The organism is Gemmatimonadota bacterium (assembly GCA_026706345.1).
Classification (GTDB): domain Bacteria; phylum JAAXHH01; class JAAXHH01; order JAAXHH01; family JAAXHH01; genus JAAXHH01.
Window position 1 is genome coordinate 111526 of the sequence record JAPOYX010000216.1, and the last position, 13648, is coordinate 125173.

Sequence of the window (13648 nt, forward strand, 5' to 3'; positions counted from 1 at the left end):
ATGCCGGTGGAATACGTACCGGATCGAAAACGGTTTTCGATCGACAAGTTTCAGAAGGTCAATCTCTTCGATACCGAGCACATGTTCTGCGACATCTACTGTTTCGAACCCGGACAGGAACAGAAGGCGCACAGCCACGCCGAAAACGACAAGATCTACTACGTTTTGGAGGGCGTCGGCGATTTCACCGTCGGCGATGAAACGATAGAAGGCATTCCCGGAACTGCCGTGCTCTGCCCTCCCGGTGTGGATCACGGCGTGCTCAACACGGGGGCCGGCCGGCTGGTGGTGCTGGTGTTCATGGCGCCCCATCCGTGATTCACCATGTATCGACATTCCGTGCGAATTCGAGCCGCCGATAAGGCTTTGCTTCTTGCCTGCCGCGAGACAGTACGAGATGTAGAAGAACCCATGACAGGGATTTATCTATTGAAAAGCACCTCACGGTTCTATGTTGTCCTCTCCATGGTGTTTCTGGCTGTGTCGTGTACCGGCTCCGTGTCCGGCCAGGAAGCCGATGAAAAGTCCGGTGCGGAATCCTTGCTCAGGTTTATTGAAATCGGGGGTGTTTTGGAGTTTACCCTATCGCACAAACAGTCGTCTGTGGGAGAAAGTTCCACGTCCACGGCGGCCGAGCAGCTGGAAATGGGCATCGGAATCGAGCCCCACCAATGGGTTGGATCGGAGTTTGGATGGATTCACGAGCATGATGAAGAGCACGATGAAGAGGCGGAGGGTCACGAAATCGGAATCTTTACAGGGACCATAATTATCGGTCCACCCGACGGAATGTGGTGGCTGAAGGGTGGCGTACAGTTCCTGCCCTTCACCATGTTCGAACTGGCCGAAATCCACGCGGCGCACGATGCCAGCATCGGTCCCTTCGAGACCGAGGCAATTGTCGAGCCGTTGTCTTTCAAGTTCGGTTCCAAACGGGAAAAGTCCCTGTTGCTGGGGGTTTCCCTGGGTCAGTTCCTGGGCAGCGTCTACGGATACTACGGTGACGACGAGCGCTCGAATGAAGCCAGGTCCGGTTTCGGCGGAGCGGTGGGTTACAAGAAGCACGTGTCCGAAGAAGACGAGATCGCCGTCAACCTGTCGTTTATCGATGATCTGGGCACGCTGGCCGGTTTTCAGGAAGAAGTATTCGCACACGAAGGCGAAGAGGACGTAGCGAACTACGACAGGTCAGCCGTCTACAGCGATAAGCGGGTGCCTGGATGGTCGGTGGCAACTGCAATACACTACAGCGGTGTCGCATTCGCCGCTGAGTACATGATCTCCCAGGATCGATTCGCTCCCGGCGTGCTGGCATTCGGTGGCCGGGGCGCCCGTCCATCGGCCTGGTCGCTCGAAGCCCACTATGGATTCGAACTGGCACGAAGGGCCGGGAAACTCACACTGGGGTATCAGGGTACATCCGAGGCGGCAGGACTCGGATTGCCGGTATCACGCTACCTCTCCGTCGTCACCGTCGACCTGTGGAACGAAACGCTTATCGGAACGATTGAATGGGTCCACGACAGGGAATACGGAACAGCCAAGGGCGAAATCGGCGAGAACACGGACAAATTCACCCTGCAGCTGGGCGTCGAATTCTGAGCGTTACGAGCGGTGCAGGTGCAGCCCCTGAGGCCCGCATCAGCGCCCGATCACGCCGTCGCCGAATGGCGTGGCCTGTATGTGACGTTCGTTCAGGGCAAGTCCAAGGCGGGAAAGACCCTCGGGGTCTCCCCAGGCCAGAACGTTTTTGCCGGCGCGGGTCTCGTCCAGCACGCGGCTGATGCACCGGTTGAAGAACGGCTTCGCCGGAAACATCACGGTAACCCGGTCCGAGTTTCCCCGGCTCCACTTGAACACCCTGTTGCCTTCGAATCCGCGGTAAATCAGGACCATATTCTACCCCTTTCCGAAAGCATCCTCCGAATTACTAAACATAAGATAAGCATAAACCGACGACATGTCAACTTTTTGTAGACTTTTTATGCTTAGCACTCGGTCAATCACCGCGTTTTTTGAGAGATTTCCGTAACTCGCAAGGGTATTCCCCCGCGAAGGGACGCTGAAACCACAGAAACGCGGACGTCGATGCTATTCAATCTTTCAGTCGGAAAAGGGCGCGAGAAACCGTAGAAAAAGTGGATATACGGCGTCACGCCGCGTAATGCGGAAATCACCCGCCTTTCGGTTTCGGCATGACCACGCCGCAAAGCTTGCAGGTACGGTTCTCCTCGCTGCTGAAAAACCGGTTCATGACGGGCGGCAACTGGCTGACGATGTCTTCCAGTTCGAAATGTTCCTCGTAGAGTTTCTCCCCGCAGCTTTCGCAGTACCACATGAACCCGTCGATTTCCCCGGTCCTCCGCTTGGTCTCCATGACCAGTCCCACGGTGTCCGCCGGTCTCTGGGGCGAGTGGGGCACGCCGGCCGGCAGCAGGAAGATCTCGCCTTCCCGGATCGGGATGTCCACCGGCTTGCCGTCGTCGATGATCTTCAGTACGATGTCGCCCTCCACCTGGTAGAAGAACTCTTCGCCCTCGTTGTAGTGGTAGTCCTTGCGGGCGTTCGGTCCGCCGACGACCATGACGATGAAATCCTCCGCCTCCGTATACACGCACTGGTTGCCGACCGGCGGTTTGAGCAAGTGCCTGTGTTCGTCGATCCAGGCCTTGAAATTGAATGGAGCCGTTACCGGCATGATCAAACCTCCTTGTTCAGATGGTGGCGATGCATTTCAGTTCGATGGCGATCGGGGTGGGCAGCCGGGAAACGCCGACCGTGGTTCGGCAGGGCTGGTTCTCCTTGAAATACTCGCGGTAGACCCGGTTGAACACGGCGAAGTCCTCTTCCATGTCGGTGAGATACACGGTGATATCCACCAGGTTCTCCCAGGCACTGCCCGCGTCTTCGAGGATGCAGCGGACGTTACGGAAGACCGAGTGGCACTGTGCCTCGATATCGTAGGATTCGATCTCGCCGTCCGGACCCAGGGTTACTCCCGGAATCGCCTGCTGGTCCCTGGCGCGGGGACCGATGCCCGAAAGGAACAGCAGATTCCCGACGCGGCGGGCATGGGGATAGGGCCCCACCGGTTCGGGGGCGCGGTCGGAGTCATAGTGCTGATGCAATGGAGGTCTCCGTGTTACGCCTGCGTCTTGCGGCCAGTCTTGCGGCCTGCCTTGCGGATTGTCTTGCGGCCTGTCTTTTGGATTCGCCGGCTATACTTTAATACACACGTTCTTGGGTTCCGTGAAGAACCGCAGGGCCTCGAATCCTCCCTCGCGGCCCACCCCCGAATGTTTCATGCCGCCAAAGGGCGTGCGGAGGTCCCGCAGCATCCAGCAGTTGATCCAGATGATGCCGGCGTGCAGGCGTTCGGCGACGCGATGAGCCCGGCCCAGGTTGCCGGTCCACAGCATGGCGGCGAGTCCGTACGACGTGCCGTTGGCCTGGGCAATCACCTCGTCCTCGGTATCGAAGGGCAGGAGCGACACGACAGGGCCGAAGATCTCTTCCTGGTTGGTCCGGCAGTCCGGCGGCAGTCCCTCGATCACCGTGGGCGCCACGAACCATCCGTCCCGGCAGCGCCCGTTTTCCCGAACCCGGTGACCTCCGCAGAGGACGCGTCCGCCTTCGTCTCTCGCCAGTTCGATGTAGGACAGGATCTTGTCCATGTGGGCCTCCGACACGACGGCGCCGAGCCGGTTGTCGGCAGCCCGGGGATCGCCGACGGTGAGTTGCCGGGTCCGTGCGACGAAATCGTCGCGAAAGGTCTCGTACAGGGGGCGTTCGATGAAGATGCGCGGACCGCACAGGCAGATCTCGCCCTGGTTGGAGAAGGAGGACTGCAGGGCGGTCTGCAGCGCGTCCTCGTAGGGGCAGTCCGCGAAGACGATGTTCGGGTTCTTCCCGCCCAGTTCGAGGGAGACCCGCTTGAAGTGGGGGGCGGCCGCGGCCGCTATCTTCCTCCCCGTTTCCGTCCCGCCGGTGAAGGATAGGACCGGGACCCGCGGATGGTCCGCCACAGCAGATCCCGCCTTGTGGCCGTAGCCGTGCACAATGTTCAGCACGCCCGCCGGCAGTCCCGCCTCCATGCAGATTCCGGACAGCAAAAACGCGGTCGTGGGGGTGAGTTCGGAGGGCTTGCCGATCACGCAGTTTCCGGCGGCCAGCGCTGGCGCAATTTTCCACGTCAGCAGGTAGAGAGGCAGGTTCCAGGGCGAAATGCAGCCGGCGATGCCGATGGGTGCGCGCAGGGTGTAGTTGATGGCGGTTTTATCCATGGCGTGGGCTTCGCTGGCGAAGTGCTCGATGGCCGTGGCGTAGAACCGGAAGTTGCTCGCGGCCCGGGGTATGTCCACCGCCTCCGCCAGGGCCACCGGCTTGCCCGTATCGTCCGATTCCGCCAGGGCCAGTTCTTCCCGCTTTTCCTCGATCAGGTCGGCGATGCGGAGCAGATGCCGGGAACGCTCCTGGGCGGACAGGGACGACCAGGCGGGAAAGGCGTCTTCCGCAGCCTTCACCGCTTCTTCCACGTCCCGGGCGTCCGAGTCCGGAATCCTGCCCAGCACGGCGGCCGTGGCGGGGTCGACATTGTCCAGGCAGCCGCCGCCGGCCGGTCCGCGCAGATCGCCGCCGATGTAATTGAGTACATGCATGTGCTATGAAACCGCCGGGAATGTGAAATTGGAGACGTCAGGCTCGAATGGCCGCGTAAGGTAACATGTAATGTAGAGCCGCCTGGATGGCCTGTCAAGCCGCCGGGCACCGCGCGTCAAGGCCTTTTCCCGCGTACCGCCATGCTTCGGTCGGTGGGCGCCGAGCCGCTCGCTGACCGTTGCGCCGCCGGCCGGACAGACTTGCTGTGATGAATGCTTCGGTCAGTGGGCGCCGAGCCGCTCCCTGACCAGGCGGTTCGCCCTGTTCCAGTCGACCTGGTCTTCCGAAGAGATGGAAGCGCAGAGCTCCCGCAGGATGCCGTCCTGGACTTCACCGCGGTGCAGCGCCTCGCTGTAGGGAAACCGGTGGAACGACACCATGGAGTACCGCGGGATGAACAGGTCGGGGTACTTCTGCTCCAGGAGGAAACCCACCTTCTGCCGCAACTGAAAGCCGGGGTCGCTTACGAGGTCGCGCATCTCGACGTAGTTGGCCAGCGCCATATCGGCGATGGCATCCGTGTTTTCCTTCCTGTGGCGGCCGAAGGATTCGAATATCGTTCCCCAGTCCGGCCAGTGTGCCTCGATACATTCGTCGAGGACGGTACAGTCTTCGAAAGCGCAGTTCATCCCCTGGCCGAAGAACGGCACGATGGCATGAGCGGCGTCGCCGAGGAGCAGGACCCGGTCGCGGTAGTGCCAGGGGAAGCACTTGAGCGTGACCAGGGAGCCCGTGGGATTGTTGCGGTACAGGGTGGCCAGATCGGGCATCAGCGCCGTCGCATCGGGGAACTGCCTGGAGAAAAAGTCCCGTACCTGGTGCGGGTCCAGGAGACTGGCGAAGCTGTACTCGCCTTCATGGGGAAAGAAGAGGGTACAGGTAAAGCTCCCGTCCATGTTAGGCAGCGCGATAAGCATGTACAGGCCCCGCGGCCAGATGTGGAGGGCGTTGGGCTCCATCCGGTAAGCGCCGTCCGGTCCGGCGGGAATGGTCAGTTCCTTGTACCCGTGGGTCAGGTACTGCTGGGAGAGATCGAACCGCCCCACATTCATCATGGCGGCCCGAATGGCCGATGCAGAGCCGTCCACGCCGATGATCCGCCGCGGGCGGAGCGAGTGGACATGATTGGTCGCGTCGTCGCGGACGTACAGCACGCCGGTACGGAATTCCAACCCGGTGCACCGGGCGTTGAAGTGAAGCCGCACGCCGTCCTGCCGCTCCGCGGCGCTTACCAGGACGCGGTTCAGTTCGCCGCGGGAGACGGAGTAGATGACCTCGTCGTCCCGCTGGCCGTAGGGCTGAAGGACCTGGTCGCCGTCCACGGGATGGATCAGCCGGCCCGTCATGGGAATGGCCATGCCGAGGACTTCGTCCTTCAGGCCGACCTGGCCCAGGGCATGGAGCCCCCGGGCGGACATGGCCAGATTGATCGAGCGGCCGGCCTGGCCGGCCTGGCCGGTGCCGGATGACTCCCGCCGGATATCGTGCCGCTTTTCATACACCTCGACGCGGAATCCCCGCCGGGCGAGAAAGACCGCCAGCAGGGATCCGGCAAGACCCGCGCCCACCAGGGTTATGGTCTCCCGCTTGACACCCATCGGCTCCCTCTCACGGCTCGGGACCGGAATAAACCCGGGACAGCATGAAGGTCAACCGGCCGATCCCATCCCTTCCGCCATGACCTCCACGAAACGATGAATATCCGAATAGCTGTTGTACAGCGGCACGGGGGCGACGCGGATCACGTCGGGCTCGCGCCAGTCGCACCAGATGCCGTGCTCCGCCAGGTGCCGGTGCACGCGGCGCCCTTCCGGCCCCGTCCTGAATGAGATCTGGCATCCGCGCTGCTCCGGGTCCGCCGGCGAGATAATGGACGGGCCATCCGGGAAGCGGGTCCGAAGCAGGTGAACCAGGTACCCGGTCAATCGTCTGCTCTTTGCGCGAAGCCGGTCCATACCCGCCTCGTCGAAGAGCTCCAGCGAGGCGCGCAGCGCCGCCAGCGGGAGGATGGGCGGATTGCTGAGTTGCCAGCCTTCCGCCCCCGGAGTCGCCTCAAAGACCGAAGGCATCCAGAACCGGGTCGACTTGTCGTGCCCCCACCATCCGGCGAACCGGGGCAGGTCGCCTCTTCGTCCGTGCCGTTCGTGGACGAAGCACCCGCCCACGCAGCCGGGACCGCCGTTCAAATACTTGTAGGAACACCAGACGGCGAAGTCGACGTCCCAGTCGTGCAGCCGCAGTTCCAGGTTGCCCATGGCGTGGGCGAGGTCGTATCCCACGACGCACCCCTGCCGGCGGCCCGCCTCGGTGATCCGTTCCATGTCGAAGGCCTGTCCGGTGAGGTAGTTCACCCCGCCGAGGAAGACCAGGGCGATGGTCTCGCCCTCCCGTTCGAGCAGTTCTTCGACGTCCCCGGTACGGATGGCGTCTTCCCCCTCCCGGGGCCGCAGCTCGATCACGCTTTCGGCGGGATCGTAGCCGTGCCAGGCGGACTGCGAAGCGACGGCGTACTGGTCTGACGGGAATGCGGCGTCTTCGATGAGGATCCGGTGTCTTTCCGGGGTGGGACGATAGAATGAGACCAGCATCAGGTGCAGGTTCACCGTGAGGGTATTCATGGCCACGACTTCGCCGGGCAGGGCGCCGGCGAGCCGGGCCAGCGGTTCCGTCAACGCTTCGTGGTAGGGCATCCAGGGGTTGTCTCCCTCGAAATGCCCCTCGACCCCCAGCCTTCGCCAGGCTTCGAGCTCCCGGTCCACGTAGTCCCGGGCGGCTTTCGGCTGGAGTCCCAGCGAATGGCCGACCAGGTAGACGGTATCCGCTCCGTATTCGGTCCGCGGAAAATGAAAGCGCGGCCGGAAGGACGATAGTTCGTCCCCGGCGTCCATGTCGGCGGCGCTCATGCGGAAATCGAGGCGATCATCCATGGGCTAAACGTTCCCACCGAAAAACCGGTCTGCTTCCAGGTTCAACCAGTTGAGCGCGGAGCGGTAAAGCAGCCGGGACTTGACGTCATCGTCCAGGTGGCTCATGGATTCGATCATCTTGCCCGGCACCGCTTCGCCGAGGGGGAAGGGATAGTCCGATCCCAGGGCGAGGTGGTCCGGCCCGATGAGGTGGATCAGGTAGTCCAGGATGCGGCTGTCGTGTACGAGGGAATCCAGGTAGAACCGGCCCAGGTAGTCGCTCGGCAGCACGTCGTTGTCCACCGCGCACAGGTCGGGGCGGATCTTGAACCCGTAGTCGATTCGCCCGATGGTCGCGGGAAAGGACCCGCCGCCGTGGGCAAAGGCCACGCGCAGGTCGGGCAGGCGCTCGAGCACCCCGCCGAAAATCATGGAACAGATAGCCCGTGAGGTCTCAGCGGGCATGCCAACCAGCCAGGGCACCCAGTACTTCTCCATGGTCTCCTGCCCCCTGACGTCCCAAGGGTGGATGAACACCGCCGCGCCCAGTTCAGCCGCCGCTTCGAATACCGGAAACAGGTGGGGTTCGCTCAGGTTGTTCCCGTTGATATGGGTCCCGATCTCAATGCCGGACAGTCCCAGTTCCCGGACGCACCGTTCCATTTCCCGGATGGCCAGGTCGGGCGCCTGCATGGGCACGGTCCCCAGGCCGATGAACCGCCGGGGCCAGGTGCGGGTTACCTCGGCGATATGGTCGTTGAGCATGCGGGAAAGGTCCAGCGCGTCCGCCGGCTGCGCCCAGTAGCTGAACATCACCGGGACGGTGGAGAGAACCTGGACGTGCACGCCGGCGTCGTCGCATTCTCCGATCCGGGTCGGCGGATCCCACGAGTTGGCCTGGATTTCGCGGAACTGCCTGCCGTCGATCATCATGCGCGCGCATCCCGGCCGGTAATGGTCCAGTTCGACGAACCCGCCGTACCCGTACCGCTTGTGCAGATCGGGCCAGTTTTCGGGCAGGATATGGGTATGGATGTCGATCTTGGGTATGGAGCCGGGGCCGGTGTAGTCGCACATGGTTCCAGGAGAAGTTGCGGGGCGGCGGCGGGACGTCCGGACCGCCTTCCCGAAGCGTATTACGGCGACGCGTCCCCTGTTCGGAAAGGAACGGTCTATGCAGAATCAGGATAAGGTCTATGCAGAATCAGGATAACGGGTAACGCGCGTTATTGTCAAGGTCATGATGCCCGGGACGGCGCATCGCGATAGGGGGCCAGGTCGATACCCGGAAAGGCCTGTGCAAGAAGGCCCAGCGTCTGTGCCGTGTAGTACGGGTGACCGGGTTCGGGCCAGCCGAACAGCGATCGCACGCGGGGCGTCGTCTGCGTGATGAAGGGAAGCATGTACTCCCGCTCGCCGTAGATGAAGGGGTTCGCAAACCGGGTCCATCGGTCGGCGTCGCGGCGGCACATGGAAAGGGTCCAGAACGCCCGTTGCTTTTTCTTGTTTTGAAAGGGTTGCGCCGAGTGGAGCAGGTAGGACGAATAGAAGGCCGCGGTTCCCCTCGTGCCCACGGCCGGGACCGGATCTTGCAGGCCTGCCTTGCGGATGTCGCGGACGTGGCTGACGCTGGCCATGTTGCCCGTAGCCCATCCCTCGGCGAAAACCTCGGCCGCCCGCGTGTGCGACCCCGGAACAAGCAGCATGGGCGCGCCGTCGTCGTCGACGTCATGGAGGTACACGCCGGAGTTGACATACGAGAATCGCCCGGCGTCCATGGACGGAGGAAGGACGCAGTTGGTGTTGTGGTCGACGTGATATCCGCTCCATGTTTCGTCGGGATACCGCTCGTCCACCGGTCCCGTGCGCATGAAGAGGTGGGCGTTGCAATAGCTGGGCCGGTCGCCCAGGAACAGCTCGAAGAGATCGAGGTAACGGTCGTTCTCGACGAGCCGGTCGAGCGCCGGATCGCCGACGGGGAACTGGGATCTTCCCACCACTTCGTCCTGCTTCGTGGTGAACCCGTCTCCCACGGATCCCTGTTCGCCGCGTTCGAAGTCCCCGAGCCAGGACGTATAGGATTTGCCGTAGAAATTCCGCTCCATGGCTTCCAGCGCGGCGTCCATTTCTTCGGCGCTGAAGACATCAGGAACGAGGATGTAGCCGTCGCGTTGAAACTGTTCCAGCATGTCGTTCCCCCCTGGATTGGGCAGGATACGTTCGCGTCAGGCGTTGCGTATGAGGTCGCCCCAGGATGGCGCGATGCCCTCCCGTCTTCGCCGGGATATGTTCAGGGCGGGGCCGTCGGGACGGACCCCGTGCCTGACGATGACGTCGAAGTAAGGTTCCCGCGTGATTTTCAGCAGTTCCAGCAGGCGTGACCGCATATCCGTCAGGACGGCCGGATTCGCGTCCGCCAGGTTCCGCGATTCGTAAGGGTCCTCCCACAGGTCGAAGAGCAGTTCGTGCCCGGTCTCGTAGAAGGCGTACTTCCATCGGTCCGTGGCCAGACCGCGCCAGTCCGCATAGTCGAAATGCACTCTGGGAGCTCCCACCATTTCGAGCAGCACATCGCCGGGGCCTTCGAAGTCCCCGCCCTTGCAGGCCGGGGAGTAGTCGGCGCCCTGCATGTGTTCGGGCACGGGCATCCCCGCCAGGCCCAGGGTCGTGGGCGCCATGTCCACCAGACTGAACGGGTCCAGCCGCGCACCCTGGGGCGCGACGATCCCGGGCCCGTGAAAGATCGCGGGTACCCGGACGGACTCCTCGTGGGGATGCCCCTTGTCCTCCATCTGGCCGTGGCTTCCCATGAAGTCGCCGTGATCTGAAAAATACACCGTAATCGTGTTATCCCGAAATCCGTCGATTTCCCCCAACGCGTCGAGCATTCGGCCGATGTTCCCGTCCAGGTTTTCGATCATGGCGTAATACGCCGCGAGGCGCTCCCGGAGACCGGGGTTGCCGCCGAAATTCGGGCGGGTCTTCAGGGACGGCGGATCGAACCGCATGCAGGCATCCGGCGCTTCGAGGGGCCAGTGGGGCGGCTCCACGCTGAGGACGAGAAAGAGCGGCCGGTCCCCGTCGTAGTCCTGCAGGTACGCGATGGCCATGTCGGTCAATGCGTCGGTCTGGTAGCCCGGCATGCGCGTGGGATCGACGTCGCTTTCCCGGTAGTAAAATCCCTTGAACGGTGCGTTGTTCATCTCGAATCCGTACCAGTCCTGGAAACCGCCCCGGTGGAACTCCGGCGTGCGCGGCGCCGCTTTGAGGTCATAGTAGCCGGGGTCGCGCCGCACCTCCGGGGGGATCTGGTCGCGCACCGTCCCGCAGTGCCACTTGCCGAAATAGGCGGTGTGATAACCGGCTTCACGAAGTATGGTTGCCGTGCTCGGCGACGCCGGCTTGTACACGTCGTGAAATCCCTGCACCGGGCCGGCGTGGGCGTGGCGGCCCGAGAATATGGTGCCCCGCGAAGGCGTGCACACGGGACAGTTGGCCCGGGCGCGCGCGAAACTCACCCCCTCCGCGGCCATGCGGTCCATGTTGGGGGTCCGCAGGTTGGGATCGCCCGCGTGGCCCATGGCCTGTCCCGCGTGCTCGTCGGACAGAATGTAGATGATGTGTGGTCGAGGCATGGATCCTCTTAGCCTCCCGTCGGATTCGCACGCTGCTGTCTTTTCCAGTAGAAATAGAAGGGCAGACCGATGGCCAGGATCAGGAGGCCCAGCAACGGTCGCGTGTAGTCGCCGATTAAGGCGTTGACCAGAACGCCCGCGGCTATCAAGAGGAACAGGACAGGGGTCACGGGATACCCCCACACACGGTATGGCCGGTGCAGGTCCGGTTCCTTCCTCCGCAGTATGATGAGACCGATAACCGCCAGCGTCAGAAACACGTAGGTGTAGAACATGGCGAAACTCACGATCTCGACGAAGGTGCCGGTCAGCGCGAAAACCGAAGCCCACAGCCCCTGCATGACAATGGAAACAACCGGGGTCCTGAATCGCGGGCGTAACTACTGGCACCCCCGGAAGAAGATCTCGTGATTCGCCATGGCGTGATAGACTCTGGGCGCCACCATCAGCTGGGCATTGACCGTTCCGAAAGTCGTCAGCATGATCGCCGCCGAAATGGCCATTGCCCCGGTTGGTCCCACCAGGGCCTGGAGGGTATCGGCGGCCGGCCGGCGGGATGCCTGAAGTTCCTCGAAGGACAGGACCGTCAGGTATACGACATTGGCCAGGATGTAGACCGTGGCCACGATGGCCAGCGCGGCAAAAATCGCCCGCGGAATGCTCCGTGCCGGGTCCTTGATTTCGGTCGCAATGAACGTCACGAAGAACCAGCCGTTGTAGGCGAACAGCGCCCCCAGAATCGCAAGGCTCAGGCCGCCCAGAAGCGCGGTTCCCGTTTTCTCCTGCACCAGCGGGGTCCAGGAGACCTCCGAGCCTGATGCCAGGGAGAACCCGAGCAGGATGACGGCCAGGACGGCGCCGACTTTGATGAAGGCGAACACGTTCTGAACCGACCCACCAAGCTTGACGCCCAGGCAGTTGACCAAGGTCAGGAACAGTATGCATCCCACGGCCATCCACCGTTCGGTCCAGAGATCTTCTATGCCGAAGAGTCCACCGGCGTACCGGGCGAAAACGGTGGCCACGGCGCCCATGGCGCCCGTAATAATGATGAAGAGAAATGCCCATCCGAAAAGAAAGGCGATCAGGTCCGTGTTGTAGGCCCGCCGGAGGAAGGCATAGGTGCCTCCGCTCCTCGGTATGGCCGCGCCGAGTTCCGCGTAGCACAGGGCGCCCGCCAGGGCGAGCACGCCGCCGATGATCCACACGAACAGGCTGAGCGAGGGCGAGCCGACCTGCGAGGCCACCGTGCTCGGTACCATGAAGATGCCCGATCCGATGATCGCACCGATAATCACCGCCGTACCGGTTTTTGCGGTCAGTACCCGGAGCAGCCGGGGCTGGCCTGCCGGCAGTATCTCCTCTACGAGTTCGTCGTCATGAGTATGTGACATGAGAGCTCCCGTTGGAATACGGTCTGGATGTTCATCAACTGTGGTTTATTCAGGCGCAATGATCGGTGCGGCTTCGAGCTGTGAAGGCACCGGATTCACACCGTAAAAACGGGTGCCGTGCTCGAACCAGGACCGCGGGGCGGCCTGTCCCCACAGGGTCTGCCGCCGGGTGTCCTTCAGGTCCCAGATCCGCGCGGGATGATCCGGGTCGACGGTGACGTAGTCTCCCGTGAACAGCTCGATCCGGTGGCCGTCCCGGTCGAACAGGTACAGGAAGAAGGCGTTCGAGATCCCGTGGCGTCCCGGTCCCCGCTCGAAAGCGTCGCGGTGTTCCGAACTGGCCAGGCGGTCGCAGAAGTGGATGATGTCCATGGCCGTGGGCACGTAGACCCCGATGTGATGCAGGCGCGGCCCCAGTCCGTTGGTGAAGGCAATGTCGTGGACGCCCCCCCGACGGTGCAGCCAGGTAGCCCAGAGGTCGGAATCCTCGTCTCCGATGTCGGCCACGGTCACCTCCGTCGGCCGGAATCCGAGCGACTCGGCGTAAAAGGCCGTCATCCCGTTCACGTCATGGGAAAACAGGTTGAAATGGTCGATACGCTGGATATGGGCGCCGCGGTACCGGTGGTACTCCTGAAGCAGCAGGTCCCGCCGCTCCATTTCGTGGTAGAACTCCAGGGGAACGCCGAAGGGATCGTCCACTTGCAGCGTACGGCCCTGGGCGTACCGGTCAACGAAAGCCGTGGGGCATCCGGCCTCGTTGTAGAACGCCTCGGCCCGGTCCAGGTCGGAATCTCCGGCGACCTTGAAGGCGATGCGGTGCGCGACCGGCTCGTCCGCCTTCGTAAGGATCAGCGAATGGTGGTTGCGTTCCTCCATGCCGCGAAGATATAGCGTGTCACCCGCGTCGTCCTCGCAGACGTACCCCAGCAGGTCGATATAGAAGTCGCGGGCGTAGTCCAGGTCCGTCACGCCCCACTCCGCGTGGCTGGCGCGGACGATGTTGAAGGGCGGGGAAGGGTTCGCTTCGGGAATGGCCACGATTCGTCCTCTT

14 protein-coding genes are annotated in these 13648 nt (G+C 62.7%); 2 read left to right on the forward strand and 12 right to left on the reverse strand.

All coding sequences use genetic code 11. The features are described 5' to 3' along the window. Together OXG98_15530 and OXG98_15535 are read left to right on the forward strand one after the other, a co-directional pair. Positions 1–318: a cupin domain-containing protein gene (locus OXG98_15530; protein ID MCY3773416.1), complete on the forward strand. Its 318-nt coding sequence runs from the start codon at positions 1–3 to the stop codon at positions 316–318. Between the two features lie 111 nt (positions 319–429). Further along, the gene (locus OXG98_15535) at positions 430–1602 is read left to right on the forward strand and encodes an LbtU family siderophore porin (protein MCY3773417.1); all 1173 of its coding nucleotides are present in this window, start codon (positions 430–432) and stop codon (positions 1600–1602) included. Between the two features lie 39 nt (positions 1603–1641). On the opposite strand, the gene OXG98_15540 is transcribed toward OXG98_15535, so the two are convergent. The 12 genes from OXG98_15540 to hpaD form a co-directional block, all read right to left on the reverse strand. After that, complete coding sequence (locus tag OXG98_15540; protein ID MCY3773418.1) at positions 1642–1896, reverse strand: hypothetical protein; 255 nt, start codon at positions 1894–1896, stop codon at positions 1642–1644. A gap of 277 nt (positions 1897–2173) precedes the next feature. After that, entirely contained in the window at positions 2174–2698 is a 525-nt protein-coding gene (locus tag OXG98_15545; GenBank protein ID MCY3773419.1) for a 3-hydroxyanthranilate 3,4-dioxygenase, read from the reverse strand. A 16-nt stretch (positions 2699–2714) separates the two neighbouring features. Beyond that, positions 2715–3128: a Rid family hydrolase gene (locus tag OXG98_15550; protein MCY3773420.1), complete on the reverse strand. Its 414-nt coding sequence runs from the start codon at positions 3126–3128 to the stop codon at positions 2715–2717. A 90-nt stretch (positions 3129–3218) separates the two neighbouring features. Next, the gene (locus OXG98_15555) at positions 3219–4658 is read right to left on the reverse strand and encodes an aldehyde dehydrogenase (GenBank protein MCY3773421.1); all 1440 of its coding nucleotides are present in this window, start codon (positions 4656–4658) and stop codon (positions 3219–3221) included. A gap of 222 nt (positions 4659–4880) precedes the next feature. After that, positions 4881–6257: an FAD-dependent monooxygenase gene (locus tag OXG98_15560; GenBank protein ID MCY3773422.1), complete on the reverse strand. Its 1377-nt coding sequence runs from the start codon at positions 6255–6257 to the stop codon at positions 4881–4883. Between the two features lie 51 nt (positions 6258–6308). Then, a complete protein-coding gene (gene kynU, locus OXG98_15565; GenBank protein MCY3773423.1) occupies positions 6309–7586 on the reverse strand; it encodes a kynureninase in 1278 nt (425 codons plus the stop codon). Between the two features lie 3 nt (positions 7587–7589). Further along, positions 7590–8642 carry an amidohydrolase family protein gene (locus tag OXG98_15570; GenBank protein ID MCY3773424.1) on the reverse strand — a complete coding sequence of 351 codons (1053 nt, stop codon included), beginning with the start codon at positions 8640–8642 and terminating at the stop codon, positions 7590–7592. Positions 8643–8803: 161 nt separating this feature from the next. Next, positions 8804–9754 (reverse strand): phytanoyl-CoA dioxygenase family protein, encoded by a 951-nt coding sequence (locus OXG98_15575; protein MCY3773425.1) that lies wholly within the window; start codon positions 9752–9754, stop codon positions 8804–8806. 36 nt (positions 9755–9790) lie between these two features. Next, positions 9791–11200 carry a sulfatase-like hydrolase/transferase gene (locus tag OXG98_15580; GenBank protein ID MCY3773426.1) on the reverse strand — a complete coding sequence of 470 codons (1410 nt, stop codon included), beginning with the start codon at positions 11198–11200 and terminating at the stop codon, positions 9791–9793. A gap of 8 nt (positions 11201–11208) precedes the next feature. Next, the gene (locus tag OXG98_15585) at positions 11209–11541 is read right to left on the reverse strand and encodes a hypothetical protein (protein MCY3773427.1); all 333 of its coding nucleotides are present in this window, start codon (positions 11539–11541) and stop codon (positions 11209–11211) included. A 39-nt stretch (positions 11542–11580) separates the two neighbouring features. Further along, on the reverse strand, positions 11581–12594 hold the full coding sequence (locus OXG98_15590; protein ID MCY3773428.1) for an amino acid permease: 1014 nt from the start codon (positions 12592–12594) through the stop codon (positions 11581–11583). Positions 12595–12639: 45 nt separating this feature from the next. Then, a complete protein-coding gene (gene hpaD / locus OXG98_15595) occupies positions 12640–13635 on the reverse strand; it encodes a 3,4-dihydroxyphenylacetate 2,3-dioxygenase (GenBank protein MCY3773429.1) in 996 nt (331 codons plus the stop codon). Positions 13636–13648: the final 13 nt, after the last annotated feature.

Bases quoted from the DNA above. Each gene is read 5' to 3' on its own strand.
- OXG98_15530 (MCY3773416.1), top strand. From the start codon at position 1: ATGCCGGTGGAATACGTACCGGATCGAAAACGGTTTTCGATCGACAAG.
- OXG98_15540 (MCY3773418.1), bottom strand. From the start codon at position 1,896: ATGGTCCTGATTTACCGCGGATTCGAAGGCAACAGGGTGTTCAAGTGG.
- OXG98_15545 (MCY3773419.1), bottom strand. From the start codon at position 2,698: ATGCCGGTAACGGCTCCATTCAATTTCAAGGCCTGGATCGACGAACAC.
- OXG98_15555 (MCY3773421.1), bottom strand. From the start codon at position 4,658: ATGCATGTACTCAATTACATCGGCGGCGATCTGCGCGGACCGGCCGGC.
- OXG98_15560 (MCY3773422.1), bottom strand. From the start codon at position 6,257: ATGGGTGTCAAGCGGGAGACCATAACCCTGGTGGGCGCGGGTCTTGCC.
- kynU (MCY3773423.1), bottom strand. From the start codon at position 7,586: ATGGATGATCGCCTCGATTTCCGCATGAGCGCCGCCGACATGGACGCC.
- OXG98_15570 (MCY3773424.1), bottom strand. From the start codon at position 8,642: ATGTGCGACTACACCGGCCCCGGCTCCATACCCAAGATCGACATCCAT.
- OXG98_15575 (MCY3773425.1), bottom strand. From the start codon at position 9,754: ATGCTGGAACAGTTTCAACGCGACGGCTACATCCTCGTTCCTGATGTC.
- OXG98_15580 (MCY3773426.1), bottom strand. From the start codon at position 11,200: ATGCCTCGACCACACATCATCTACATTCTGTCCGACGAGCACGCGGGA.
- OXG98_15585 (MCY3773427.1), bottom strand. From the start codon at position 11,541: ATGCAGGGGCTGTGGGCTTCGGTTTTCGCGCTGACCGGCACCTTCGTC.
- OXG98_15590 (MCY3773428.1), bottom strand. From the start codon at position 12,594: ATGTCACATACTCATGACGACGAACTCGTAGAGGAGATACTGCCGGCA.